At 62.2% G+C, this 26,608-nt stretch carries 24 protein-coding genes and 1 pseudogene; 19 read left to right on the forward strand and 6 right to left on the reverse strand.

All coding sequences use genetic code 11. From position 1 onward, the window contains the following. Nucleotides 1-54 precede the first annotated feature (54 nt). From LB519_RS17430 to LB519_RS17445, 4 genes are all read left to right on the forward strand, one after another. The gene (locus LB519_RS17430) at nucleotides 55-378 is read left to right on the forward strand and encodes an NIPSNAP family protein (protein WP_063168741.1); all 324 of its coding nucleotides are present in this window, start codon (nucleotides 55-57) and stop codon (nucleotides 376-378) included. 1 nt (nucleotide 379) lies between these two features. Beyond that, complete coding sequence (locus LB519_RS17435; protein ID WP_224620700.1) at nucleotides 380-1,249, forward strand: hypothetical protein; 870 nt, start codon at nucleotides 380-382, stop codon at nucleotides 1,247-1,249. After that, entirely contained in the window at nucleotides 1,249-2,172 is a 924-nt protein-coding gene (locus tag LB519_RS17440; RefSeq protein ID WP_224620701.1) for a 3-hydroxyacyl-CoA dehydrogenase NAD-binding domain-containing protein, read from the forward strand. The genes LB519_RS17435 and LB519_RS17440 overlap by 1 nt, the downstream gene beginning before the upstream one ends. Nucleotides 2,173-2,259: 87 nt before the next feature. Further along, complete coding sequence (locus tag LB519_RS17445) at nucleotides 2,260-3,009, forward strand: SDR family oxidoreductase (RefSeq protein ID WP_224620702.1); 750 nt, start codon at nucleotides 2,260-2,262, stop codon at nucleotides 3,007-3,009. 28 nt (nucleotides 3,010-3,037) lie between these two features. Here LB519_RS17445 and LB519_RS17450 read toward each other — a convergent pair whose 3' ends face one another. Further along, entirely contained in the window at nucleotides 3,038-3,790 is a 753-nt protein-coding gene (locus tag LB519_RS17450) for a pyrroline-5-carboxylate reductase family protein (protein WP_224620703.1), read from the reverse strand. A 110-nt stretch (nucleotides 3,791-3,900) separates the two neighbouring features. Here LB519_RS17450 and LB519_RS17455 point away from each other — a divergent pair, with 110 nt between their 5' ends. The 7 genes from LB519_RS17455 (at nucleotide 3,901) to LB519_RS17485 (ending at nucleotide 10,807) form a co-directional block, all read left to right on the forward strand. Further along, the gene (locus LB519_RS17455; protein WP_224620704.1) at nucleotides 3,901-4,674 is read left to right on the forward strand and encodes a GntR family transcriptional regulator; all 774 of its coding nucleotides are present in this window, start codon (nucleotides 3,901-3,903) and stop codon (nucleotides 4,672-4,674) included. A 142-nt stretch (nucleotides 4,675-4,816) separates the two neighbouring features. Next, entirely contained in the window at nucleotides 4,817-5,929 is a 1,113-nt protein-coding gene (locus LB519_RS17460) for a branched-chain amino acid ABC transporter substrate-binding protein (RefSeq protein WP_224620705.1), read from the forward strand. 150 nt (nucleotides 5,930-6,079) lie between these two features. Beyond that, nucleotides 6,080-7,030, forward strand: a complete 951-nt coding sequence (locus LB519_RS17465; protein ID WP_224620706.1) for a branched-chain amino acid ABC transporter permease — start codon at nucleotides 6,080-6,082, stop codon at nucleotides 7,028-7,030. Continuing rightward, on the forward strand, nucleotides 7,030-8,025 hold the full coding sequence (locus LB519_RS17470) for a branched-chain amino acid ABC transporter permease (protein WP_224620707.1): 996 nt from the start codon (nucleotides 7,030-7,032) through the stop codon (nucleotides 8,023-8,025). The genes LB519_RS17465 and LB519_RS17470 overlap by 1 nt, the downstream gene beginning before the upstream one ends. Next, the gene (locus tag LB519_RS17475) at nucleotides 8,022-8,852 is read left to right on the forward strand and encodes an ABC transporter ATP-binding protein (RefSeq protein WP_224620708.1); all 831 of its coding nucleotides are present in this window, start codon (nucleotides 8,022-8,024) and stop codon (nucleotides 8,850-8,852) included. The genes LB519_RS17470 and LB519_RS17475 overlap by 4 nt, the downstream gene beginning before the upstream one ends. Beyond that, the gene (locus LB519_RS17480) at nucleotides 8,776-9,525 is read left to right on the forward strand and encodes an ABC transporter ATP-binding protein (RefSeq protein ID WP_224620709.1); all 750 of its coding nucleotides are present in this window, start codon (nucleotides 8,776-8,778) and stop codon (nucleotides 9,523-9,525) included. The genes LB519_RS17475 and LB519_RS17480 overlap by 77 nt, the downstream gene beginning before the upstream one ends. Further along, nucleotides 9,518-10,807, forward strand: a complete 1,290-nt coding sequence (locus tag LB519_RS17485; protein WP_224620710.1) for an NAD(P)/FAD-dependent oxidoreductase — start codon at nucleotides 9,518-9,520, stop codon at nucleotides 10,805-10,807. The genes LB519_RS17480 and LB519_RS17485 overlap by 8 nt, the downstream gene beginning before the upstream one ends. Before the next feature lie 632 nt (nucleotides 10,808-11,439). Here the strand turns inward: LB519_RS17485 and LB519_RS17490 are convergent. Next, nucleotides 11,440-12,492 (reverse strand): sensor histidine kinase, encoded by a 1,053-nt coding sequence (locus LB519_RS17490; protein WP_224620711.1) that lies wholly within the window; start codon nucleotides 12,490-12,492, stop codon nucleotides 11,440-11,442. Continuing rightward, nucleotides 12,489-13,928, reverse strand: coding sequence for an ATPase domain-containing protein (locus LB519_RS17495; protein ID WP_224620712.1), 1,440 nt, complete (start codon nucleotides 13,926-13,928; stop codon nucleotides 12,489-12,491). Before LB519_RS17495 ends, LB519_RS17490 begins: the two co-directional genes overlap by 4 nt. A gap of 273 nt (nucleotides 13,929-14,201) precedes the next feature. Here LB519_RS17495 and LB519_RS17500 point away from each other — a divergent pair, with 273 nt between their 5' ends. The 8 genes and pseudogenes from LB519_RS17500 to nadE all read left to right on the forward strand — a co-directional run bounded on the left by LB519_RS17500 (nucleotide 14,202) and on the right by nadE (nucleotide 23,812). Continuing rightward, complete coding sequence (locus tag LB519_RS17500; RefSeq protein WP_224620713.1) at nucleotides 14,202-16,118, forward strand: PAS domain-containing sensor histidine kinase; 1,917 nt, start codon at nucleotides 14,202-14,204, stop codon at nucleotides 16,116-16,118. 217 nt (nucleotides 16,119-16,335) lie between these two features. Then, nucleotides 16,336-17,079 (forward strand): hypothetical protein, encoded by a 744-nt coding sequence (locus LB519_RS17505; protein ID WP_224620714.1) that lies wholly within the window; start codon nucleotides 16,336-16,338, stop codon nucleotides 17,077-17,079. A gap of 137 nt (nucleotides 17,080-17,216) precedes the next feature. Next, nucleotides 17,217-17,774 carry a hypothetical protein gene (locus tag LB519_RS17510; protein WP_224620715.1) on the forward strand — a complete coding sequence of 186 codons (558 nt, stop codon included), beginning with the start codon at nucleotides 17,217-17,219 and terminating at the stop codon, nucleotides 17,772-17,774. A gap of 286 nt (nucleotides 17,775-18,060) precedes the next feature. Then, a pseudogene (locus LB519_RS17515) lies at nucleotides 18,061-18,246 on the forward strand (helix-turn-helix domain-containing protein); the annotation flags it as partial. Between the two features lie 763 nt (nucleotides 18,247-19,009). Next, nucleotides 19,010-20,947 carry an asparagine synthase (glutamine-hydrolyzing) gene (asnB, locus tag LB519_RS17520; protein ID WP_224620716.1) on the forward strand — a complete coding sequence of 646 codons (1,938 nt, stop codon included), beginning with the start codon at nucleotides 19,010-19,012 and terminating at the stop codon, nucleotides 20,945-20,947. A gap of 23 nt (nucleotides 20,948-20,970) precedes the next feature. After that, on the forward strand, nucleotides 20,971-21,237 hold the full coding sequence (locus LB519_RS17525) for an acyl carrier protein (RefSeq protein WP_224620717.1): 267 nt from the start codon (nucleotides 20,971-20,973) through the stop codon (nucleotides 21,235-21,237). Between the two features lie 26 nt (nucleotides 21,238-21,263). Further along, nucleotides 21,264-22,808 (forward strand): class I adenylate-forming enzyme family protein, encoded by a 1,545-nt coding sequence (locus LB519_RS17530; RefSeq protein ID WP_224620718.1) that lies wholly within the window; start codon nucleotides 21,264-21,266, stop codon nucleotides 22,806-22,808. Continuing rightward, complete coding sequence (gene nadE / locus LB519_RS17535; protein ID WP_224620719.1) at nucleotides 22,805-23,812, forward strand: NAD(+) synthase; 1,008 nt, start codon at nucleotides 22,805-22,807, stop codon at nucleotides 23,810-23,812. Before LB519_RS17530 ends, nadE begins: the two co-directional genes overlap by 4 nt. A 47-nt stretch (nucleotides 23,813-23,859) precedes the next feature. Here nadE and LB519_RS17540 read toward each other — a convergent pair whose 3' ends face one another. From LB519_RS17540 to LB519_RS17550, 3 genes are all read right to left on the reverse strand, one after another. Continuing rightward, nucleotides 23,860-24,975 (reverse strand): hypothetical protein, encoded by a 1,116-nt coding sequence (locus LB519_RS17540; protein WP_224620720.1) that lies wholly within the window; start codon nucleotides 24,973-24,975, stop codon nucleotides 23,860-23,862. Further along, a complete protein-coding gene (locus LB519_RS17545; RefSeq protein WP_224620752.1) occupies nucleotides 24,972-25,715 on the reverse strand; it encodes a N5-glutamine methyltransferase family protein in 744 nt (247 codons plus the stop codon). The genes LB519_RS17540 and LB519_RS17545 overlap by 4 nt, the downstream gene beginning before the upstream one ends. Nucleotides 25,716-25,985: 270 nt before the next feature. Beyond that, on the reverse strand, nucleotides 25,986-26,132 hold the full coding sequence (locus LB519_RS17550; RefSeq protein ID WP_224620721.1) for a hypothetical protein: 147 nt from the start codon (nucleotides 26,130-26,132) through the stop codon (nucleotides 25,986-25,988). Nucleotides 26,133-26,608: the final 476 nt, after the last annotated feature.

The raw sequence follows: 26,608 nt of genomic DNA on the forward strand, positions 1-26,608 counted from the left end.
CCATCACGCCCGCGTCAAGGGCGCCACGACAGAATGTCAGAAGGAGTGCCCGATATGATCTTCGACCATCGCACCTACACCGCCCGCCCCAACAAGCTGTCGCATTTCCTCAAACTCTACGAGGACGTCGGCCTGCCGATGCAGCGGCATTATCTGGGCGAGCCCTTCGGCTTCTTCCAAACGCATATCGGTGACCTCTCGCGCACCGTGCATCTGTGGAGATATGAAAGCCTTGCCGACCGGGAGGAGCGGCGCGACCGCATGGAGGCAGACCCGGAATGGCAGGCCTACCGGCGCAAGGTGATCGAGACCGATTATCTTCTCGACATGCGCAACCAGATCCTCAAACCCGTCTCGTTCTTCAATCCGGGAAAGTAAGATGGACCTGATTTTCTCTGCCGAGGGGCGCAGCTGGCCGCTGCGCCTGACTGGCGATGCCGAGCGCACGCGCCGCGCGCTGCTTTCGGCCTTGCCGATGCGTCTGCAGCTGCACACGCCGAAGATCGCCGGCAGCCATATCTATTGGCATGCTCCCTTCGTCGAGGATATCGAGGGTGCTACGCATGTGCTTTCCGCGACCGCCGGTGCCTTCATCTACTGGCCGGTGCGGCAGTTCCTCGAAATCACCTTCGCGCCGCTTCAGGCGGAGAATGCCGAGATCACCGTTCTCGGCCATCTCGACGCGCCGGTGGAAGGCATTGCCGAACTTGCCGCGACACTGAAACAGGACCAGGGCCGCCGCATCCTGGAAGGCACGCTTGTCCGGTCGGATGGCGGCACGCCCGAGCCGTGGGCGCCGTCGCCGCTGCCACAGGACATTATCGCCGCGCGAAAGGCGCTGTGGGCGGCCTGTCCCGCCGACATCAGCCGGGTCACCGCGTCACGCGCCATCATGCACCCGGCAGGGCCTGTCTTCACCGCGGAATCAGAAGCGCGGGTGCTGCACGAATTCCTCTGGTGGATCCGCGCCGAGCGCGGCCGGAAGGACGAATTGGTGCTGCGCCAGGCGGCAGCAATCGCGCTCGACAAGACCGCGACCCGGCTGCGCGATTTCTGCCACATGGAGGAAACGCCTGCCCTGCTTTTCCGGCTCAAGGCGGCGATGGAAGACGACTATCCGTTCGATGCGCTGATCGACGAGGCGATCCTGGCTACCGGGCGGATCGGCGCCTGGCTCGATCTTCTCATCCCGTGGAACGACCTCAACGAGGCCTTCCGCGCAGCGCTTGACGGCAGGAAGGCCGGGTGATGCAAAAACTGACCATCGGCATTGTCGGTTTCGGCGTCATCGGGCAGCGCTGGACGGCTTGCTTTGCCCATGCCGGCCACGCGGTGCGCGTGTTTGATCCGACTGAGCGGCGCGAAGCGGCTTTCAATGAGGTGCTGCCTGAACTCATGGCCGACCTCGATGCGTTGAAAGGATCCTCGCACGCGCCCGGCGAGATCCATCTTTTTCCGACGCTCGCCGAGACGCTCGAAGGCGTCGATTTCGTGCAGGAGAACGGTCCGGAAGACCTGGCCCTCAAGCGCCGGCTGCTCGCCGAGATCGAAGATCATGTCGGTGACGAGGTCGTGATTGCTTCATCCTCCTCGGCCCTTCTGGTGTCCGACATGCAGGGTGATTGCCGCCTGCCCGGCCGCGTCGTGCTCGGCCATCCCTTCAATCCGGCGCATCTGATGCCGCTGGTCGAGATCGTCGGCGGCAAGGCATCGGATCCGCAGGCAATCGCCCGCGCACACGCCATCTACGAGGCCATCGGCAAGAAACCGGTGACGCTCAACCGGGAAGTGACCGGCCATATCGCCTTGCGCCTGATGGGCGCCATGTGGCGCGAGGCGATCGCGTTGGTGCGCGACGGCGTCGCTTCGGTCGAGGATGTGGACCGTGCCTTCATGTATGGACCGGGTGCGAAATGGACCCTGCAAGGTTCGTTCATTTCCAACAGCCTCAACGCCGATGGCATCGAGGACTTCCTGCGCAAATATGGCCCGACATACCGGGCGATCTGGGACACGCTGCTCGACGCAAAGCTCGACAACGAGACCATCCGCGCGATCACGGCTTCGACAAATGCGGCGGTGGACGGGCGCAGCCACGAGGACCTGAAGGCCGCGCGCGAGGCAGGCCTTGTCGGCATTTTGAAAACGGTGGCCGAACACGGCGCGCTCTAACTCTTTGTTTTGACGCAATTCCGGACGGAAAACCGTCTCACACTTTTCCTGGAATTGCTCTGATCATCACGGTTCAGGAGAATGGTCATGACCTATCGCACCGCCCTCGTCACCGGCGCCTCGAAAGGCATCGGCGCAGCGATCGTCGAGAGCTTGATCGCGGAAGGGTTGACCGTCCATGCGCTGGCGCGCAACCGCGACGCGCTGCAGGCCCTGCAGGCACAGCTGGGGCCACACGTAAAATCGCTTGTCGCCGATGTGCGCGACCACGAAGCGATCGCCGCTGCGCTCGGTGCGGCGGAAATCGATGTGTTGGTCAACAATGCCGGCGGTCTGGCGACAGTGCGCCCTCTGCATGAGCAGAGCGCGGAGGAAACAGCCGAGGTGGTGGCGCTGAACCTCACCGCGCCCTTGCAACTTATCCGCCTGTTGCTGCCGGGCATGACCGCGCGCAAGCGTGGCCACATCTTCAACCTGACCAGCACGGCAGCCAGTGGCGTCTTTCCCGGCACGGCGACCTATGGTGCGGCAAAGGCCGGCCTTTCCCAGGCCGGCCGCATCCTGCGCTATGATCTCGCGGGCACCGGCGTGCGGCTGACCGAGATCGCCCCCGGCCGCGTGGAAACGGATTTCTATCTGAAGGCCTTCGACGGCGACCGCGAGGGCCTACGCAAGCGCATGTACTCGCAACAGCGGCCGCTCGGCCCGGCCGATATTGCCGCCGTGCTTGTTGCAGCGCTGCGGATGCCGGACCATGTCGACATCGCCGAGCTGGTCGTTGCGCCAAGCGAACAGGCACCCGGCGGCCACACCTATCCGCCCGCGCCGCAACGATGAGCGCGCGTGGCGTCAGCGACGCCGCGCCTCAGTCCGGCTCGGTCAGTTTGTCGAGCACGGCCCTGCAAGCCTCCTCCCAGGCGGCTGGCACACCGCGCGCCGAAAGCACCTGCAGACCCCGCTCGGTGATGCCGCCCGGTGTCACCAGCTCCTCGAGCATCTGATCCATCGGCTGGTCTTTCTCCTCAATCAGCCGCCCTGCGGCCACGAATGTCATCGCCGTCAGCCGGCGGCCGATTGCCGGATCGAGACCTTGCGTGCTCGACCATTCCGCCGTCTTGCGGATCAGATCCTGCACCCAGCCATAGACGGCTGCATTGACCGTCGCCACCTCGAAGTCCGTTTCGCTGGGGAGCGCAATCGAGGGGCCGAGCCGGTCGAGAACCGCCCGCGCCTGCTCAATGTCGGGGAAATAGATCGTCGGACTGGCACAGATTTCGGAAGCCGTGAACGGCATGGCGCGCACCGGGCGCGCAGGCGCGACAGCAAACCGCGACAGCGCTACGCCGGCGCAAACCGAAACCATTGTTTGATCCGTGCGCCATGGCAGGCCGGCGACCGCGTCCGGCGCATGCGCTGGCCGCACGGCGACAATGACGACATCGGACTGTTCGACGAGATCGCGATTGTCGATCGCCAGCCGAAAACCGTGCCGGGCGGAGAGTGCCGCCGCCTTGCCGCGCGGCGACAGCACGATTGCTGCGGGATCGAGCCCGGAACGCAGGAAACCAGCCAGCATGGCCGTTGCCAGATGCCCGACACCAAGAATGCCTACAATCATTGTTGTCCCCCGGATTTGAACCTGCTGCTTGCCATTCAGACGAGTTTGGGAAAGAAAGGCGCTCTACAAAGTGTAGACACAGCCTGCATACAAATCAGATGAGAATCGCCGTGACCGAACGAGCCGATACCAGTGCCGATAGCGATCCGTCCCTTGCCAACGAGGCCGAAACGCGCCGCGCAGCCGACAGCAGCGAACGCGCCTACAACACCATCCGCAAGCTTCTGGTCGAGTTCAAGCTGAAGCCCGGGGAACGCATCAATGAGGTCCAGCTTTCGCGCAGCCTCGGCGTTTCGCGCACACCGATCCGCGAGGCGCTGAACCGGCTCGCCTCCGAGGGTTTCGTTTCGCTCACGCCCAATCGCGGCTTTTTCGTCAGGAGCCTCAGCACCGAGGGCCTGCTCGACCTCTACGAGTTCCGCTCGATCATCGAGTGCGCTGCTTTCAAACTGATGTGCGAGCGCGCCGACGACAGCGAAATCGACCGGCTGCGGAGCTACTGGGAAGCGATCGTCGACGCCTACCCGGACCAGCCGCCGGATGTCATCCTGGCCGAGGACGAAGGCTTCCATCTGCTCATCGCCGAACTCTCCGGAAATCCGGAACTTGTAGGCCAGCTCAGCTCCATCAATGCGCGCATCCGCTTCATCCGCCGCATCCAGATCGAACATCCTTCGCATGACAAGGCACAGATCACCTCCCATTCGGCCATCGTCGATGCCGCCGTCAAGCGGGATGCCGAAAACGGCATGAAACTGCTGCGCGAACATATCGAAATGACCGTCTCCGCCACGCAACAGGCGCTCAAGGACGCCTTGCTCAAGGTGTTCGCGCCCGGCAACGGCGCCGATCTGAAGCGCCGCCGAAGGGCTCGCGACGCATAATCGATATCTGAGCACAAAATTGAACGCAATAGTGTCGACACTTTCTTGACGACGATCTCTTTGTCTGCTTCGATAGGCTTACACGGGGAAGAAGACCGCAACGGCCTCCCCCTGTCGTAGTCAGCAGCTAAGGGGAACCATGATGAAAAAATCTATCGCCACACTTCTTCTCGGCGCCTCGCTTTTTGCAGCGCCGGCCATGGCCGAGCAGATTACCGTCGGAATGTCCGCGCCGCTCTCGGGCGCGCAGGCCTATTTCGGCAGCACCTGGCACAATGGCTTCAAGCTCTACGTCGACAGGCTGAACGCCGATGGCGGCGTCAATGGCGTCACCATTGCCTATGACCAGCAGGACGACAAGGCCGACCCGCGCGAGGGAACGCTCGTCGCCCAGAAATTCTGCGACAATGACAAGGTCGTGCTTGGCCTGGTGAACTTCAATTCCGGCGTCGCCCAGTCGACGCTGCCGATCTATGAAGACTGCACGCTGCCGACCATGACCTTCGGCTCCAATCCGTCTCTCACCAAGCAGGGCTACAAGTTCATGGTGCGCCCGGTGGCCAACGATCTGGCCGGCGCATTGTTGCCAGCCGAATATGCGCTGGGCAAGCTCGGCGCCAAGACTGCCGTGATCGTCAACGACAAGCAGGTCTTCGGCCAGGGCATTTCCGAAATCTTCGCCAAGAACTTCGAAACCGGCGGCGGCAAGGTCCTCGATACCATTGCCGTGGCGCCGTCCGACGTGGACTTCACCGCTGTGCTGGCCCAGATCAAGTCCAAGAACCCCGATGCGATCTATCTCGGCGCCGTCATGCCGCAGCTTGCGCTGTTTGCCAAGCAGATGCACGAGCAAGGTATCGCCGCCGTGCTAATGGTGCCGGACGGCGGCTACACGCCGGACCTCATCAAACAGGCGGGCGAAGCCAATATCCAGGGCACGCTTGTCGCGATCCAGGTGCCGCCGATGGATGCCTCCCCCGAGATCGCCGATTTCGCCAAACTCTACAAGGCGAAGTATGGTGAGGAAGCCGGCCCGTATTCGATCTACGGCTATGTACAGGGCCAGATTTTGGAACAGGTGCTGAAAACGACGAAAGGCCTCACGCGTGAGGACCTCAACGCAGCATTGCATGCAGTCAAGGCGAAGACCGTCGTCGGCGAGCTGGAATTCGACGAAACCGGCGAACTCAAAGTCGCCCCATCCTACCTCTACAAGGTGGAGGGAACGGGCTTCCATCTCGTCGGTTCGAAATAGCAGCCAGACCGCCGGAGCCGCATCGCTACGCGCGAAGCGGCTCCTTCACCTGTTGACGGGCGTGCCTGCCGCAAGTACGGGCGGCCACGTCGACCATTCCCCTTCCCGGTTCGACCGGTCCATGGGGTTGCAGGCACAGGACGCCGGCCCATGCTGGGAAATCTTATTCAACAAACGGTAAATGCCCTGACCATCGGCTCGATCTACGCCCTGATCGCGCTCGGCTACACCATGGTCTACGGCGTGTTGCGCATGATCAACTTCGCCCATGGCGAGATGTTCATGCTCGGCGCCTATGTAGCGTTTCTGGCGCTCAGCCTGCTGGTCGGCGATGTCGGGATGTCGGGCGCGCTGGCGCTGACCGCGGCCTTTCTCGTGGCGATCTTCCTCGTCGGGCTCATTGGCGTCGGCATCGAAAGGGTCGCCTACAAACCGCTGAGAAGCTCCACCCGGCTCGCGCCGATGCTGTCCTCGCTCGGCGTCTCATTGTCGCTCGTCACCGGGGTGCAGATCCTGGCCGGCCCACAGCCGGTCGCCTTTCCCAGCTTCTTCCCCGTCGTCCGGTATCAGGTGATGGGCGGCACCATCACCTTGATGCAGATCGGCATCCTGATCGCCGCCTTCGTGCTGATGTTCGGCCTGCATGTCCTGGTCAACCGGAGCCGTATCGGCATCATCGTGCGCGCCGTATCGGAAAGCCGACCGACCGCACAACTGCTTGGCATCAACGTCAACGGCGCCATCTCGATGGTGTTCTTCGTCGGGCCGCTTCTCGGCGCTGCCGGCGGCATCCTCTATTCCAGTTACTATGGCATCATGTCGCCCAGCATGGGCGCCGTCATCGGGCTGAAGGCCTTCACCGCGGCCATCCTCGGCGGCATCGGTTCAATCCCCGGCGCCATGCTCGGCGCCTTCATCCTGGCTTTCATCGAAGTGTGGGGAACCGCGCTGCTGCCCATTGTCACAAACGGCGTGCTCGGCACCGAGTATCGCGACGTTCTCGCCTTTGCGATCCTCATACTCGTGCTTCTGGTCCGTCCTGCCGGTATACTTGGCGAGGCCGTCTCCGAGGAAAGCATCGTGTACAAGAGGGAATTCTGATGGCCGCCGCCGACACTCTCGCCGCGGCCCGGCCGCGTGCGAACCGGACCATCTCCTGGCTCGTCTTCGCCATCGCGATCGCGCTGATCATGACCACGCCCTTCCTGCCCAACTACCATATCCGTGTCCTCAACAGCCTGCTGATCTACATCCTGCTCGGCATTGGCCTGAACATCGTGATCGGCTATACCGGGCTGCTGGATCTCGGCTTCGTCGCCTTCTACGCGGTCGGCGCCTACAGCTATGGGCTGCTGGCAAGCCCGCAGCTCGGCCTGCATATGCCGTTCCTGCTCATCCTGCTCGTCGCCGCCTGCCTGGGTGCGGTCACCGGCATATTGCTCGGCATTCCGGTGCTGCGATTGCGCGGCGACTATCTGGCCATCGTCACACTTGGCTTCGGCGAGATCATCCGCATCATCATCAACAATCTCGACTGGCTGACCGGAGGGCCGCAAGGCATTGCCCGGCTGGACAAGGCGTCGATCCTCGGCATACAGATTGCCCGGCCGATCGACTTCTTCTGGCTGCTGCTGATCACCGTGCTCATCGTCGGCACCGTGGTCTGGCGGCTCGAGCGCTCCATCCTCGGCAAGGCGTGGGCGGCGATCCGCGAGGACCAGGACGCCGCGCGCGGCATCGGCATCAACACCACCAATGCCAAGCTTGCCGCTTTCGCCACCTCGGCCACGATCGGTTCCATAGCCGGCGCGATCTTCGCCGCATCGCAGCGTTTCGTCAGCCCGGAAAGCTTCACGCTGCAGGAATCGGTGCTGATCGTGCTGATGATCGTGGTCGGCGGCATCGGCAACATCTTCGGCATCGTCGCCGGCGCGGCAATCCTGATCCTGCTGCCGGAGCTGCTGCGCGAGTTCGCCGAATGGCGCATCCTCTTCCTCGGTCTTTTGATGATCTCGCTGATCATCGCGCGCCCGGCCGGCATCGTGCCGCGCAGCTTCGGGCCGGAGAAACTGATCCGAGGGCTTTTCGGAAAATGACGCTGGTCTTTCAGAGCCTTCGCAAGGTGTATGGCGAGGTCGTCGCCATCGACGACGTGTCGACCGACTTCGCTCCCGGCATGATCCACGGCGTGATCGGACCGAACGGCGCCGGCAAGTCGACGCTGATCAACATGACGGCTGGTTCCTACACAGTGTCGTCGGGCTCGATCACGCTCGACGGCAAGCGTCTCGACAAACTCAAGAAATACCAGATCGCCAATTCGGGAATTGCCCGCACCTATCAGAACATCCGCCTCTTCGACCAGATGTCGGCGATCGAGAACCTTGAAGTCTGTTTCTATCCCGCCGAGGTTGCGGCCGCCTGGAGGGAAGTGATCTGGCCACCCTATGCCAACACCCAGCGCCGGCGCCGGCGTGAGAAATGCATGGAAATCCTACGGTTTTTTGACCTTCAGGGCTACGCCGACGTCGATGCCGGGGGCCTGCCCTATGGCCGACAACGCATGCTGGAGATCGCCCGCGCCTTGGTCGCCAATCCGCGCGTCCTGCTGCTCGACGAGCCCGCCGCCGGATTGAACCACCACGAGACGGCGGAGCTGACGGCAAAACTCACCGCGTTGCGTTCGCCCGACCGGATCATGATCGTCGTCGAGCACGACATGGATCTCGTCATGACGCTCTGCGACAGCATCATCGTCATGCATCACGGAAAGCTGCTCTTCCGGGGCACGCCCTCCGAAGTGCAGGCAAGCACCGACGTCCAACTCGCCTATCTGGGAACCGCCAATGACATCGACGACATCCGGGCCGCTGCTCAGGATCGCCGGGCTCAGCTCGGGATACGGGCGCGTCGGCGTTCTTGAGGCCATCAGCATTGACGTCGATCGGCACGAGATCGTCGTCATCCTGGGTCCGAACGGCGCCGGCAAGACGACGCTGCTCAATTCCATCTCCGGCGTGGCGCGGCCCACCGCTGGCAGCATCGCGTTCGAGGGCCGCGACATCACCGGGATGCGCCCCGAACAGGTCGTGCGTCTCGGCATCACCCACTGCCCGGAAGGCCGCCAGATCTTCCAGCGCCTGACGGTGGAGGAAAACTTGGTCGCGGCCCATATCGGTCGCGGCGGGAAGAGTTTCGAGGCGTTGCGCGCCGAGGTGTTCGAGCTGTTTCCTGTGCTCAAGGAACGGCGCAACGGCATGGCAAGCCGCATGTCCGGCGGCCAGCAGCAGATGCTGGCGATCGGGCGCTCGCTTATGGCCGAGCCGAAGCTTCTGATGCTCGACGAGCCGTCTCTCGGCCTTGCCCCGAAGATCGTTCACCAGATCTTCCGCATCATCCTCGACCTGTCGCGCAACGGCATTTCGATCCTGCTCGTCGAGCAGAACGTTCAGCTGGCGCTCGAATGCGGCGACTACGCCTACCTGCTCAACACCGGCAAGGTGAAACTGCATGGCCCGGCGCAGGAAATGGCCGCGCATTCGGCCCTGAGGGAACACTATCTCGGCGGCGCCAGCGAGAACGTCCTTCATGTTTGAGGTCGACTGGAAGACGCCGCATCTGTGGCGCAAGACCGCGAACAGACGCCCGGCCGCACCGGCGCTGCAAGGCGACCTGAAGACGGACGTGCTGGTGGTCGGCGGCGGCTTCACCGGCATGGCCGCGGCACTCGGCGCGCACGACAGCGGCGTCAATGTCATCCTGCTTGAGAGCAACGAGATCGGATCGGCAGCGTCGGGCCGCAACAACGGCCTTGTCATCTCTCACCATTCCAAAGCCTCGCCGGCGGAGTTCGAGGCAGTCTACGGCAAGACGATCGGTGAGCGCTACAATCGCATGGTTGCGGATGCGGCCGGCGTCGCCTTCGGCCTGATGCAGCGCTTCAACATAGACGCCCACCAGGTTCAGGAAGGCTGGATCCAGCCCGCTCACACCGACACCACGCTTGCCCGCGCGCGCCAGTTCTACGAAGAGTGGAAAGCCTTCGGCGCCAATGTCTCCTGGCTTGACCGGGCCGAAGCCAGCGCGCGTATCGGCAGCCCCTATCTCGGCGGCTGGATGGTGCACAATTCCGGCCACATCAATCCGTTCGCCATGACCATTGGCCTTGCCGGCGCCCTTGAGCGCGAAGGCGTGACCATCTTCGAGAACGCCGCGGCGTCTCGCATCGAGAAGGTGGAAGGCGGCTGGCGCGTCTTCACCGCAACGGGAAGCGTCACGGCGCCAGAAGTGGTGCTTGCCACGAATGCGCTTACCGGCGACCTCTGGGCTGGGCTGAAGAAAACACTGATGCCGTTCAAGGTTTTCCAGGCCGCGACAAACCCGCTGCCGGAAGGCCTGCGCGCCAAGATCCTTGTCGGCAACCCCGCGGTGTCCGACATGCGCAACGACATCCGCTATTTCCACTATGACGTCGACGGCCGGCTGGTGAGCGGCGGCACGCATACATTCTGGTTCGACGAGGCCGACCGCGGTCGCGCCAAGGTCTCGAGCATGCTGGGCAAGGCTTTTCGCGCATTCGGCGGCGAACCGCCGATCGTGGAATACTGGCATGGCACCTTTGCCGTGGTGCCTGATCGCAGACCTCGCCTCTATCGCCTGGCACCCGGCCTCGTGTTTGGCGGCGTCTATTCCGGCCGCGGCGTGGCATTGGCAATGTCACTTGGCCAGGAAATCGGCCGCTGGGCGGCAGGCCGGCGCCGGGACGAGCAGATGCCTTTGCCGGTCACCAACATGAAACCGGTTCCGTTCCATCCGGTCGCCGTGCAAGTCGCGAACCGCATGCATCTCTGGAACCGCTTCAAGGATCGAAGCTCTTGATGACATTATAGGCCGACGATACTGATTTTTGTGCCGGCGGCTTGATGGTCCAGCCAAGGTGTTGTCTTGGCACTTCATGTCATGGGGCGGCGGCAGCCCCTCTCCAGGATTTGAACCAATGCGCGCGGCACTGTGAGCACCGAGCCCCCAAGCCCCGCCGAAAACTCGTCGCGCCGGAGTCCTTCAAGCTCCGCCACCAAGGCTTTCAGGCTGCGTGTCAGCGTCTCCCTGTCCATGCCAGCGTTCAGCCCCGCGAGCGTCGTCGCCCGCCGCTGCGTCTCGCGCTTTGTCAGTGCCCCGAGCCATACCCGGAGAGGGGTTGATCCAAGGTTGCGACCTGCCCGGCAGGGATTCGCATCTGGAAGAAGAATCCCGAGTCTTTGCGCCATAGATACATCGCCCGCTCCAGGTGCACGTTTAGGTGTGCGCTTCTGGATAAAGGGCGATAATTACATAACAGAATCAAATACTTAGTCTATGGTGGGCCCGGAGGGCGCGTTAAGATCGCTGACCTTATTGAGTTTTTCGTGGGCCAAAATCAGTGATCTTCCCATATCGTTCCGCATGATCCCGTCACGCCATATGGACGGCATTATGTAGCAACAACCGTCACGAGCGGATGCGCCGCTCCGCTATTCCGTTGTCTCCGGTGTTAGGCGGGAAAGTAGGCCGCTAATCGAGAAACGCAGCCCATCCGTCGCGAAGACGAGATCCGGAGCCTCTCCGAAGAGGCTGCTCAATGCGGCGCGCATATAGCGGGTTCCATATCCTACTCGCGAGGGTTCGACTACCGTCGGTCCTCCTGTTTCGGTCCATCTCAACGTCAGCGTTGGTTCCGAACTCGACACGATATTCCATTCCAGGCGTATCCGGCCGTCTGGTTGAGACAAGCCGCCATATTTGATTGCGTTTGTCGCGAGTTCATGTAGGCATAGGGCGAGCGTTGTGCCGGCATCGCGCGAAAGCAGCACCTCAGGTCCCTCAATTGTGATGCCGCTTTGTCCCTTGGCAATGTATGGCGCGAGGACCGATTTTACGACCTCCGTTAAAGCTACGGCCTCGCCTCCGGCATCGAAGACTGCGGAATGAACGTTCGACAGGGCCCGCAATCGCCCTTTGAAGTCTTGGGTGAGGCCGTCCATCGAAGTTGCCCCGCGACGCGTCATGTCAAAAATGGATATCACGGTCGCCAGGATGTTTTTCACTCGATGATTGAGCTCAAGGCGCAGTTCCGTCTCCCGCTCGAGATAGTCGCGCACGTCGCGCTGTCGTGCCCTGGTGAGGAGTGCCGACTGGATCCCGCTTATCAGCTCAAGCGCGGCCACGGGACGCTGATAGAATATCTGCCGTGAACGTGGCCAAGCAGCACTCAGGGTGGCCTGGATGCGTGACTGCTGTGCCGCGCGGTCCAGCAGAACAACTATTGGGATTTCCGACCAATTCGGCTGGGCCTGAAGGAAACCGCCAACTGTTGCGATAGCCTTCGGGTCAAGGGCTTCATGGGTGACAACCAGCACTCCGGGGGATAGTGCAAGCAGATCCTCTAAATCCTCAGGGCTCGCCGCTTGAGCCTGTAGACCACGTTCTTGCAGCAGCGATGCCGTGTAGGCAGCATCCTTGCGGTAGGGCGCCAAAATGAGCACCCAATCCAGTGTTCCCAAACCGTTGCGCTCGGCGTCGCTCACGTCTCGGGCAGAGGATTATAGGCTACGACGGAAACACCGGAACTCGCGATGAACAGTTCGCGGACGTCAAGATCGTGCGGGCCGTGGCGCTTTTTGACGACCGTGATGTTGCGCCTCAGGCGGCCTTCATGCTCGGACATGCGCAGCAGAAGCACGGTGTCTCCGAGGAAGCTGACGTCCACGTCGATCCCAACATTCTGTCCGAGCAACCCGTGCTGGGCGACGATGAGCATGGTCAGCACGTCCGCGCGCGCGAGATGTTTCAGGAGAGACTGAATGTCCAGCACCGCCTTTTCGCGGTGGGGAAGAGAATTCAAATAGCCGGTGAAGCTGTCAATCACCACAACGCGGGTGTTATTGCGGCTGACGACTTGCTGCACGATCTGCCCGAACTCCCCCGGCGAGATTTCGTTCGGACTAAAATCATAGATGACGAGTTGCCCATCCTTGTAGAACTGCCGAAGGTCCATCCCCAACCCCTCGGACCGGCGAAAGAAAGTCTCCAGCCGCTCCTCGAACAGGAACAGGGCAACGCTTTCGCCCCGCTGAAGGGCTGCGGTGGCGTAAAGCGACGACATCGTCGACTTGCCAGTCCCCGACTGCCCAATCACAAGCGTTATCGTGCCCGATTCCTGGCCGCCGCCGAACATCTCGTCGAGCGCGTCGACCCCTGACTTGATCAACTGCGGCTTGCTCACGTCGGGAGGCGACCCGGGAACGAGCCTGGGAAACACCACAACGCCTTCGCCCTCGCGAATGGCCATGTCGTGATAGCCATCGGCAAACGGTACGCCCCGCATTTTGCTGACCTCAATACGCCGGCGCACGGCACCGTAGTCCTCCAGAGATTTATCGAGCCGGATGACGCCGTGGGCGATGCCCTCGATCTCCTCGCCATTGTGATCGCCGCCGCTGGTCTGGGTGTCGAGCAAAACCGCCACAATGCCCCGCTTGGCCAGGAAGGCCTTGAAGCCAATCAGTTCGCGCCGGAACCTCGGCGTGTCGCCGGTAATCAGCCGGATTTCGAGGAGCGAGTCATAGACCAGCCTGTGTGGTTTGTGTTCTTCGATCGCGTGTTCGATCGCCTTGCGCGTCTCATCCAGGCGAAGGTCGGCAGTCTGGAAAATCGTCTGATCGGCCGCGCCGCTTATTGTCTCGGAAGCTGAGAGCTCCTCGACACGGATTCCATCCAGGGTCCAGCCATGTGAAGACGCAATCGCTTGCAATTCTGCGGCGGTTTGGGAAAGGCTGACATAGATGCAGCGCTCGCCGGCCGCAACCCCGGCGCGCAGAAACTGCAGCGCCGCGGTCGTCTTGCCTGCCCCCGGATCGCCTTGAACGATGTAGAAATTCGAAGCGGGCAGTCCACCACGGAGGATTTCGTCCAGGCCGACAATACCGGAACTTACAACGGGCTGCTTCTTTCGCTCGGCCATCACGCTCTCGTCTCCAAACGGGATCGCGAGCCCGTCGTCCGAAGTGAACCGGGGCAGACCGACCAGCGGCCAGACCACAGCAATCTGAAATTATAGAATTATAGTTTGTGTAGTCGCCGCGCTTCTATCAGGCAAGTAGCTCGTTGTAAGCCACGGCAGTCTCGGCCTGCGCCGCACAAGCGCATATGCCTTCGCGCCACTTCGTCCGCTCCTCGTGGAACCATCCGGGACGACAGCGGTTTCACAGAGCTAGCAAATAGATTGGATGGGGGAATGATTCACGGGACCTTCAATCAAGCCGATGAGGATCGCTACCGCGTTCTCGTAGAGGCCGTTACCGACTATGCAATCTATATGCTGGACCGCTCGGGAACCGTGACGAGTTGGAATGCAGGGGCCGAGCGGTTCAAGGGCTATTCCGCGAGCGAGATCATCGGCCAGCATTTCTCTTGCTTCTACACTGAGGAGGATCGGGAAACTGGGCTTCCCTCGCGGGCCTTGGAGACAGCCGTCCGAAAAGGCAAGTTTGAGAGCGAAGGCTGGCGGGTTCGCCGCGATGGGACGCGTTTTTGGGCTCACGTTGTCATCGCTCCGATCCGCGACCCAAGCGGCAATCTGACGGGCTTCGCCAAAGTCACGCGTGATCTTACCGAACGCAAGAAGACCGAGGAAGAACTGCGCCAAAGCCAGGAGCAGTTTCAACGTCTGGTCCAAGGCGTGACGGATTACGCGATCTACACGCTCGACCCCGAAGGCGTAATCACGAGCTGGAATGCGGGTGCGGAACGCATCAAGGGTTATTCGGCAGAGGAAATAATCGGCAGACACTTTTCGCAATTCTATACTCTCGAGGACCGTGAGCGGGGCAGTCCGCAAAGCGCCTTGGAGATCGCCGCCCGTGAAGGGCGGGTTGAGCGCGAAGGCTGGCGAATACGAAAGGACGGAACCGCCTTCTGGTCCCACGTGGTTATCGACGCCATTCGGCACGAGGACGGGAAGCTCCTCGGTTTCGCGAAGGTCACGCACGACATTACCGAACGAAAGAAGGCGCAGGAGTCGTTGGACCAGGCCCGTGAGGCCCTTTTCCATTCACAAAAAATGGATGCGATCGGCAAGCTAACGGGCGGCGTCGCCCACGATTTCAACAATTTGCTGATGGCGATTCTGGGAAGTCTCGAGCTGCTCCGCAAACGACTTCCCGACGATCCACAATTGCTGCGTCTTCTCGACAACGCGGTGCTCGGGGCGCGACGGGGAGCGTCCTTGACGCAGCGCATGCTGGCTTTTGCCCGGCGGCAGCAACTCAATCCAAAGCCTGTCGACCTAATTGGCCTAATCCAGGGAATGAGAGAATTGCTGGAGCGGTCGCTTGGCTCAAGGGCGATCATAGAAACGAAATTTCCGCTCTCGCTCGATCATGTAATGATCGATGAAAGTCAGATCGAACTTGCCTTGCTCAACCTGTGTGTCAACGCCAGGGACGCGATGCCTGGCGGCGGAACGATCGTCATCTCCACTCGGATGGAACAGGTCGGCGAAAGCAATGGTGCTGGCTTGGCTCCCGGCCATTATGTCTGCCTCTCGGTAGCCGACAGTGGCGAAGGAATGGACGAAGAAACGCTGGCTCGGGCGACGGAACCGTTCTTCACCACAAAAGGCGTTGGCAAAGGTACGGGTCTCGGTCTGTCCATGGTGCATGGGATGACAGAGCAAATGGGCGGGTGCCTAGTGCTCAAGAGCTCCAAGGGAACCGGAACCACAGCGGAACTATGGCTGCCGATCGCAACCGCGAGCTCAGAAGTCGCGCGCGGGCCGGATGTTCTGACCGAGGAAGTCATCGAGGCGGTGTCTCTGCGAATTCTGGCGGTGGATGACGACGCCCTGGTCCTGTTGAATACCGCTGCGATGCTCGAGGATCTCGGCCATACCGTTGCGGAGGCGCATTCTGCGGCCGCCGCCCTTGCGCTGTTGGAGGAGCACCGGTTCGACCTCGTTATAACGGATCACGCGATGCCGAAGATGACTGGCCTACAGCTGTCGAATGCGATCAAAGACAAGTGGCCGAACGTCCCCGTCATTGTAGCAACAGGCTACGCCGAACTCCCTGGCACTCCCGAGATCAAGATTCTCAGCAAGCCATTCACGGAAGAGGAGCTAGCGAGCGCGATAACATCTGTTCGCTTTATTTAGGCCGCCGGCCCGGCCAATGTTCCGTCGAGCCAAACGAAGTACCGTCGCTCACGGTTGCTTGACTCCGGCCTGACTGCAACAATATCCCGACTGTGGCGCTCTGGCCTTGCACGATCGCCATCGCGGCGGGTTGATCCATTTACCTGGGGTCTACCGCCAGCCGCGCAACCTTACATAATTCGGACAAACTCACTTCCAATTGCAGAGTTATACTATGATGCCAATCTACATCGGGTACGACCCACGCGAAGCCCGAGTCCTCGAGGTGGCGCGATGGAGCGCCTTCCGCCGGACAAGCACGCCGTTGCAGATCCGCCCACTGGTGCTCAAAGACCTTGAAGCCCAAGGAATCATGAAGCGACCGATGGAGGTACGTGACGGTAGGCTCTGGTGCCCGATCTCCGAGGCACCGATGGCGACCGAGTTTGCCATATCGCGCTTTGCCGTTCCGTTTATGCGGCAAGGCGGCTGGGCCATGTTCTGCGATTGTGACGTTCTTTTTCTGCAGGATCCCGTCAAGCTGCTCGACCTGGTCGATCCTTCCTACGCGATCATGGCGGTTAAGCACCGGCAACGCGAGTCTGAAGCCGTCAAGATGGACGGACAAACGCAGACGTTCTATCGGCGCAAGAACTGGTCGTCGGTCGTTTTGTGGAATCTAGATCATCCCGCCAACAAACGACTGACGAACGAAATGCTTAATACGTGGCCCGGACGTGACCTCCACGCCTTCAAATGGCTCGAGGATCATGAGATCGGGGAGTTGCCTCTGGCATGGAACTACCTCGTAGGGGCGTCGGCTTCCGAACTCGACCCCGCCGAGGTGTCGCTGGCGCACTACACGCTCGGCGGTCCCTGGTTTGCCGGTTGGTCGGGCGCCACACAATGGGACGAATTGTGGAGCCGAGAAGAAAGCATTCTGCGTGCGTTTGAGGAAAATGCGGTTCAGATCCCCGCATGAAACCTCCGCTTTCGGATCTCTTGCCCGTGCTCTCAAAGCCCATCCTCCGCTTGCCCAGGCTCACGGGTCCCGCCTTGGTCATGGGATCGGCGCCGAATTTTCGCCTCCCGTACGGACATGATGCCGGTTGGGCGCTTGTGACCGTCAACGCTTCCCAGATTTTGGCGGAAACCTTTGGCCTCGCCGCTCCTGATATGGCGCTGATGCGTCGCGGCATTCTGGTTGGCCAAGGTGAGCAGGACTTCTACAAGCGTGACTTGCTAAAAGGGCGGCAGGCAAAGCATCTGATCGTCCCGATTTGGCCGGACGTGGAGGACAAGCTGAAAGCCGGCTGTCGCACCTTCGATTATCGTTACGACACCTTGCAGGCGCTTACCAGGTGGCAGCTTGCCAACATCGTCTGGCGGCTTAGCGGCAAATTTCACGTATCCCGCGGCTGGCACCGGAACATCTCCACGGGGGCTTTCGCTGTCATGCTTGCGCGTTTCGCCGGCTTCGCTCCGGTTGTGGTCAGCGGGTTTTCCCTGTCTCAGGCCGGGCATGGATACGATAGCCGAAACGCCTTCCGATATCATGCCGACGAAGATGCGGATTTGCTTCGGCGGGTGGCGAGAAGAGGCGAGCCCATCTACGCGGAAGATAGAGACTTCGCCAGAGAAAGCGGATTGCCGCTTTGGCAGGGACAGACGCCATGACCACGGCATCCGCAGACCGACAGGCCCCGGTTCCGCTCCTCCCAGGCAGCGAGCGCTGCGTGGGATTGCCTTTTTGTTTGTGGAACAAACGAGAGGTGCATCGGTTGGAGGTTCCAAGGCTGCCGATCCATCGATCACCACAAGCGGCACATGAGCTCTCTTGGACGTTTGTGCGCGCCCAATGACCAACATCCTGCCCCATCGTTTTGACGTGCTGAATATCTCGATGGCTGATCGGCTGGCTGTTAAATCCATTCTGGTTATCCAGGCGAAGTACATCGGGGACGTCATGCTCGGCGTCAGGCGACCGGGGGTTACCATTGCGCTGCAGACATTGGAGGGAAAAGGTCTAATCCGGTCAAATCGAGGTGAGGTCGTCATCCTTGACAGAACGAGTCTTGTCGCGCTGGCTGAGGGCTCATATGGCAGGGCTGAAGCCGAGTACGATCGGTTGATCGACCACCTGCATTGACCGCCTTCCGCGGCGCGCCGCGATCGCAATCCTGCTGGCCCGGCAATAAGGTGGCGTCGGTCTCAACATGTAGGCTCCCGCTCGGACGACCGGTTGCAGGCCCTCGCACCAACCACGCTGGCAACGAAATCCTGAGGCAAACAAAGCCCCCTCTCGGGATGCTGGAGCGGCGAGTGAAGGGTTCGAGCCCGTTGGGTTGCTGCGCCCCCGAAAGATGTGCCAGATCTCGGATCAATGGACAGTGACCAGCGAGACCACGGCGGCAGCCACCGTCATCGCCGCGAGACACAAGACCGCGATCATATTCTCTCCAGTTCCTCACCCGATATAGCGCTTTCGGCCCTCGATGACTGTGAGGCTCATGGGATTGTACGGCATCAGGCTACTCGGATACGCTCAGCGCCGATACCCCTTAACCAGCCTCCATGCACCAACGCCCTCGCCAGCTCCCCAATGTCGGAACGGAGATGAGTCTCGACATCCTGGCCTACACTCTCAAGGGTGCCATCCTCATTCTCGGTGCACCCGCATTAATGAAGGCGATGAGAGCCTGCCCCTCAGACCCCGTGAACATCATCCAAACACGACGCCGAAGTGCGTCATTGCCCTAATCTCGCGGCAGATCCAATGCTCACGCAAGAAATCAGCCGTCGGCGGCCGCTCAAAATTTACCATTCTCATGAATAGTCCAAATGTTTAATACCTACCGATATCTTCGCGGCTATAGTACGAGCCGCGCTGGTGGACTTGGAAATATCTCGGCATGTGCGGTTTTAGCGGTTATTTCGGCACTGTCCGGGACGGGAGGGCGCTCCTTGAAAGGATGACGGCTGCCATTGCGCATCGCGGCCCCGATGAGCAGGGGTTCTTCACCACAAAGGCGGCCGGCCTCGGCCATGCGCGGCTGTCCATCGTCGGCCTGGGGGACGGCCAGCAGCCCATGTCCGATGCGACGGGCGATCTGACGATCGCCTTCAACGGCGAGATCTTCAACTATGTGGAACTGCGCGAGCAGCTTCGCGCCAAAGGCCGCCATTTCCGGACAGCCAGCGACACCGAAGTGATCCTGCATCTCTATGACGAGATGGGCGAGGATTGCGTCTCCGCGCTCAATGGCGATTTCGCCTTTGCGCTCTGGGACGGCCGCCGCCGCCGCATGGTTCTGGCGCGCGACCGCATAGGGGTCCGGCCGCTCTTTTATACAAGGCAGGGCGAACGGCTTTACTTCGCCTCGGAGGTCAAGGCGCTCCTCCAGGCCCCGGGCGTCGCGGCCGAGATTGATCCGGTCGCACTCGACCAGATCTTCACGCTCTGGGCCCCGATCGCGCCGCGCACGGCCTTCCGCAATATCTACGAGCTCGAACCCGCAAGCCTGATGATCGTGCAAGAGGGCAGCGTCTCGACGCGGCCCTACTGGAGCCTGGAGTATCCCGACCGGGACGCGCCGCCCCGGCACCGGGACGAGCGTGCCGCGGCCGAGGAACTGCGCGCCCTCCTGACGGAGGCGACCCGCATCCGCATGCGCGCCGATGTGCCAGTCGGCGCCTATCTCTCTGGCGGCCTCGATTCCTCCATCACATCGGCGCTGGCGGCGCGCATGGCGCCGGGTGGCCTCAGGACCTTCTCGGTCACCTTCGATAGCGCCGACCATGACGAGAGCCGCTTCCAGCTCGAGATGGCCCGTGCGCTCGGCACGCATCACAGCGCCGTCGCCTGCGGGGAAGGCGATATCGCCGCCGTCTTCCCTGACGTTATCCGCTTCACGGAGCGGCCGATCCTGCGCACTGCCCCTGCCCCGCTCTACAAACTCTCGAGCCTCGTGCGCGAGGCCGGCTTGAAAGTGGTGCTGACGGGCGAAGGCGCCGACGAAGTCTTTGCCGGCTATGATATTTTCAAGGAGGCCAGGGTTCGGCGCTTTTGCGGGAGACAGCCCAGCTCCCGCATCCGGCCGCATCTGTTCCGCAAGCTCTACCCCTATCTTCCGGGCCTGAGGCAGCAATCGGCCGAGTACCTGTTCTCCTTCTTCGGGGCTTGCGGCGCGGCGCTCGACGATCCGCTGTTCTCCCATCGGCCGAGGTTCGACGGCACGGCGGCGACGAAGCTGTTCTACTCGGGCGATCTGCGTGCCACATTGTCCGGATATGACGCCGCCGAGGAGCTCGCCGCGCGGCTGCCCGAGGCGTTCGCCCGCTGGCATTCCTTGCATCAGGCGCAATATCTGGAAGCCCGCTTCCTTCTCCCTGGCTATATCCTGTCCAGCCAGGGCGACCGCATGGCGATGGCCCACGGCGTCGAGGGCCGCTTTCCCTTCCTCGACCATCATCTGGTCGAGTTTGCCGCCGGCCTTCCTCCCGAGATGAAGCTGAAGGGGCTCGTGGAGAAGCATATTCTCCGGGAGGCGACCAAAGACCTGCTGCCGGCCGCCATCGGCCGGCGGACCAAGCAGCCCTATCGCGCACCGGATAGCCAGTCCTTCGTTGGGCCGGGCACGAGGGACTATGTCCAGTCGGCCCTGGGCGATGCCGCAGTCAGCGCCGGCGGGCTCTTCAATCCGAAGGCAGTCGCAAAACTACATGAGAAATGCAGCCGCCGGCCGGCCTCCGGCTTTCGCGACAACGCGGCCTTTGTCGGCATCCTGTCGACGCAGCTGTGGCTGACGACTTTCACCGGCACAGGCATTTGCAACGCAAAGGCCGCCTGACACCACCAAGGAAAGCGAACGACATGACCGATACGATCCAAGACGCAGTGAAGGCCTTTGTCATCGAGAACTTCCTGTTTGGCGACACCACCCACGCCCTCGCCGATACGGACTCGCTGATCGAGAACGGCATCATCGATTCGACCGGCGTTCTGGAACTGGTGGCCTTTATCGAGGACCATTGCGGACTCACAGTTGCGGACGCCGATATCGTGCCGGCCAACCTCGATTCCCTGGCGCGCATCACGGCCTTCATCACAGCGAAGACCGCATCGCTCGTCGCGGCGTGACGGCTGGCAGCGGAAGGCCCGAGCTCATGCGGGTCGAGCAATTCCTCATCACGAACGCGGCCGCACATGGCGCGAAGACGGCGCTTGTCACCGACCGAAAGCGGTTGCGCTATGACGAGCTCGACGATCTGTCGAACCGACTCGCGACCGCTCTCGCGGCGAATGGCGTGCAGCGCGGCGACCGCGTTCTCGTCTTCATGGACAATTGCTGGGAAGCCGCCGTCTCGATCTTCGCGGTTCTCAAGGCGGGCGCGACCTTCAGCCCGATCAACGCCTCCACCAAGACCGACAAGCTCGCTTATGTCATCGACGATTGCGAGGCTGCGGCGATCCTGACCCAGGCCAAGCTGATGCCTGTCGTGATCCAGGCGCGTGCGCTATCGGGCCGACCGCTCTTCGTCGCGGCTACGCAAGCGCCATCCAGCAATATGCCGGATGGCGCTGCCTCCTTCGAGGATTGTCTCAAGGTCGCGCCCGTGCCCGCTCCCCATGGTGGGATCGACATCGACCTCGCCATGCTGATCTACACCTCGGGCTCCACCGGCCGTCCCAAGGGCGTGATGATGACGCACCGCAATGTCGATGCCGCGGCCGAATCCATCACGACCTATCTGCGCAACACCCCTGACGACATCATCCTCAATGTCCTACCCCTGGCTTTCGACTACGGCCTCTATCAGCTGCTGATGGCGATAAAGCTCGGCGCGACCCTCGTCCTCGAAAAATCCTTCGCCTTTCCGCAGGCCATTTTCGAGCGCATCCGCGCCGAGAAGGTCACCGGTTTCCCGCTGGTGCCGACGATGGCGGCGCTGATCCTGCAGATGCGCGATTTGGCGCCGGGTTGCCTGCCGAGCCTGCGCTATATCTCGAACACCGCCGCCGCCCTGCCGCCGGTGCATATCGCCCGGCTGCGCGAGCTGTTCCCCGGCGTGCGGCTCTATTCCATGTACGGACTGACGGAGTGCAAGCGCTGCACCTACCTGCCCCCGGAGGAGCTGGCCCGCCGGCCGGGTTCCGTCGGCATCGCTATTCCCAACACGGAAGCGATCGTCGTCGACGATGAGGGCAACCGCGTGCCGCCGGGCGTGGCGGGCGAGTTGGTCATCCGGGGCCCGCATGTCATGCAGGGCTATTGGCGCAACGACGTGGCCACGGAGCAGATGCTGCGTCCCGGGCCGCATCCCTGGGAAAAGCGGCTCCACACCGGCGACCTGTTCCGGACGGACGAGGACGGCTTCCTCTATTTCGTTGGCCGTAAGGACGACATCATCAAGACGCGCGGCGAAAAGGTCGCCCCGAAGGAAGTCGAAACTGTGCTGCACGCCCATCCCGGCATCGCGGAAGCGGTGGTAACCGGCGTGCCGGATCCGATGCTCGGCCACGCCATTGCCGCCTTCGTCGTTCTCTCGGACTCGACCCTGAGCGAACGGGACATCATTCGCTACTGCGCCGTTCATCTCGAGGACTTCATGGTGCCGAAGCTCATCGAGTTCCGCCGCGAGTTGCCGAAGACCGATACCGGAAAGGTCAGCCGAAGGCTGGCGGCCGAAACGTTGGGGACTGCAGAATGAACCTCTCCCTCGCCCCGAGCCGTCCTGCCTTCTCGGCCGACGCGCTGACGCTCGACAGCGCTGCGGAAACCGATCGTATCGTCGTCGGGTTGCGCGAGCAGCTACGTGGCATGCGCAAGCGCGGGCTCGTGCTCGGCCTCTCTGGCGGCATCGATTCCAGCGTCTCGGTGGCGCTCGCCGCCCGCGCTGTCGGCGCGAAGAACGTCTTCTGCCTGTTCATGCCGGAAAGCGACTCCGATCCCGACAGCCTCCGCCTCGGCCGGCTGGCCGCCGAAACCTTCGGCGTCGAAGCGATCGTGGAGGATATCGGCCCGACGCTGCACGCGATGGGTTGTTATGAGCGGCGGGATGCCTTCATCCGCGAGCTGGTGCCGGAATACGGGCCGGGCTGGGCCTCAAAGATCGTCATCGCCAATTCGCTCGCCGGCGAGGGCTACAACATCTCCTCGCTGGTGGTGCAGGACCCCGAAGGCCGGCAGACGAGGCTGCGCATGTCGCCGGCGGTCTATCTCGGCATCGTCGCCGCCACCAACATGAAGCAGCGCACGCGCAAACAGATCGAGTACTATCACGCCGACCGGCTGAATTTCGCCGTGCTCGGCACGCCGAACCGGCTCGAATACGACCAAGGCTTCTTCGTGAAGAATGGCGACGGCGCGGCTGACGTCAAACCAATCGCCCATCTCTACAAGAGCCAGATCTATGCGCTTGCCGCCCATCTCGGCATTCCCGAGGAAATCTGCCGCAGGGCGCCAACGACCGACACCTATTCCCTCGAGCAGACGCAGGAAGAGTTCTACTTCTCCCTGCCCTATGACCGCATGGATATTTGCCTCTTCGGGCTGAATACCGGCCTTTCAGCCGTTGAGGTCGGCGCCGCCGCGAAGCTGACTACGGTCGAAGTCGAACGCGTCTGGGCCGATATCGCCGCCAAGCGCCGGGCGACGCGCTATCTGCACCTTGGCCCGCAGCTCGTCCGCCCCGTCGAGGAAATCGCCTGCTGAGATCGGCGCGACCATCGGGATTATGTCGCCGCTTGCGCAATGACGGCCTATTCGAACCGCTCCCCGGCCAGGCGATTCCAGTGCTCGCCGGCCAGCCCGTTGAAGAAGCCTTGCGAGCTCAGGAACGCGTTCACCAGCTCCTCGTCGCTCGAATGCACCACGGTCGAGGCCGGTTGAGTGAAGGCGACCCGTCGACCCAGCATCGCCGCGAGCAGGGCGGGTTGCGTCCGGCCGCGCAGGCCGGCCGCGCCGCGCAGCGCTGCATCGCCAATCAAGCAGTCGACGACGGAACCAGCTTGCCCCGGCAGGGCCAGAACCTGCAGCACGCGCGCCATCCTGCCCGGGCGGGTGTGATAGAGGAAGGCGCCGACCAGCGCCCCGCTGGGGGAAGAGACGGACGCGAACACGGCCTCGCCATAGTCCGGCTTCTGGGAAGCCTCCGCGAGGATATGCGCAAGCTGCTCCGCGCTCCAGTCGGGGCGGAGCGGAAACTGTCGCATCAACGGGTCCAAAAGAGCCGCAAAACCGGCATGATCGATTTCGGCAACCTTGAGGCCGCCCTTGCCATTCCAGAGTTCCGGGACCCCGGACCAGCGCATCTCGTTCTCCTGCATCCGTCCGCGAAGATAGCGATCGAGTCCGCGCGCGAGCGGGTCAAGCAAGCGCACGGCGCCGGCTCGCCGCGAGGCTAGATCGAGCAGGAAGGCTGAAGGCCGGATGACCCGGATCCAGTCCAGGCTGTATTGCGGCAGGGCGACCCCGCGCAGTTTCGTCCACATCTGCGTCGAGAGGGCATTTGCGGTTTCGCTGAAGGAGATATCCTGCGGCCCGGCCAGGAATGTCCTGAGCAGCCTTGCGCCGGCCATCGGGTCATTCGCCCGCGGTTCGACCATGAGCGAACCACAGACGGCGGCGCGCAGCTTGCGCTGGCCATGCCTCATCGGCAGCACATTTACGCCGACAAAGCCTGAAATGTCGCCTTCGCTTGCAATATGGACGAGAGACGCGATCTCCGGATCGCAGACCGGGCCTTCGAGATAGTGCCAGCGCAGATAAGTCTCGAGGGCCGGAGGCGGCGGCTTTCCACCGTCCCGGAATGTTCTTTGAAAGAGCCTGACGACGGCCGGAATATCCGCAGCCTGCAGGGGACGAATCTGGCTCATGCCAAACTTGCGGAGGATGAGATCGCGGGCGCCCCGCTCTCCAGCTTGCGGAGGAGTGCGACACGCGGCATTCCGACCTCATCCTTGGCGAATGTCACGGGTTCATAGGCCTTGGCTCTGGCTATCAGGGCAGCCACCTGGCGGTCCTGCCCCTGCCCGAACTCGAACAGCAGCCAGCCACCAGGCTTGAGGAAATCGATTGCGTCCCGGATCAGCCGCTGGTGGATCGAGATGCCGTAAGGCCCCCCGTCAAAGGCCTCGCGCGGCTCGCCCTCAAGCAGATGCGCGCTCTCGCCTTCGAGGCGCGAGGTCGAGATATAGGGCGGATTGCAGACAATCATGTCCGCCGCGCCGATAAGCCCTTCGCCCTCCAGCGCACCGAAAAGATCCCCTTTCCGGATAGTGACCCGGTCCTGCAGGGCCAAGCGTTCGGCATTGCTACGGGCGAGCGCGACTGTGCTGTCAGTCACGTCCACCGCCCAGACGCGGGCCAACGGAACTTCCGCCGCGATCGCCAGAGCAAGGTTGCCGGAGCCGCAGCACATGTCGATCACCATCGGGCCGGGCGCGCGATCGCGAAGAATCGCGGCCGCGCTCTGTCCGAGCAACTCCGTTTCCTGACGCGGCACGAGAACGCCCGGAGCCAGTTCGAGCATCACGCTCATGAAACGATGCAGACGGGGCGTAGAACGGCCGGCTAGGGCTGCTGCTCTGTGCGACACGGCGGTTCCTAACGTCATCCGACAATATTGCATACACAATGCCCTATCGCGCTCCGGTAAACGGCGGCTAAAGATATCGCCGCCGATACTTCGCAGCGCGCCAACTCGGCCATATAGATGCCGTTCCATCTAAGGATGTGGCTCCAATCAGAGCTACCCAGCTGTACAGCGCCCAGGCTGTCCGCCTGCTAACCAGATGAGCAGACGATTGCGCCACCCGCTCTTAGCAACAGCAGGCAAAGCATGCAGGCCTCGACGCCACCGATCAGCGGCGCGGGTGCATGGAGCCTATAGAGCTGAGATCGACAGGTTGCGATAACGCGTCGTCGCCATCAACACCATGGTCACCTTGGAAAACACAGTGCCTAGCTTGCTGCGCATCTCGCGCAGTTTCGCCCGGGCCTCCTCGGACAATTGAGGCCGTACCTGCTTCATCTCGGTGGCCGGGGCACTGCCCCTACAGGCTCGTTCGCACCGCCATTCTGCTTCGACAACATCTTTGGGACCTCGCCGTTGCCGCTCATTTCGTTCGCCATCAAAATTGTCGCATGCCCGCAGTTCGGTTCGGCCATGGTTGCTGGAGGCGCAAAGCCGCCGTTCACTCCTCGCGGATGCGTCACCTTTGTGCATGTCAACGCTACCGGCGAGAGCCGTGTTCGGTGAGCAGGCTGTAACGGCGTAGCCAGCAGCCGACCACCTGTGGCTTCTTTGCCCCGCCCCGGCGAAATCAATTGGACTCAGGCGCAAAGCGGCGGCCCTGACAGCTTCGATGGCCGAAAAACGCAACCCGGCCGTGCGTACGACGAAGCCGAGAACAACTGCGGCTACAGTTAAGGCGCCGGTGCAGAAGGCGCGCAGGCGCCTCCCGACGCCTAGCCTGCTGCGTCTGACAGCATCGTCGGATCTGAACA

The organism is Mesorhizobium sp. AD1-1, assembly GCF_020164655.1.
Taxonomy (GTDB): Bacteria; Pseudomonadota; Alphaproteobacteria; order Rhizobiales; family Rhizobiaceae; genus Mesorhizobium; species Mesorhizobium ciceri.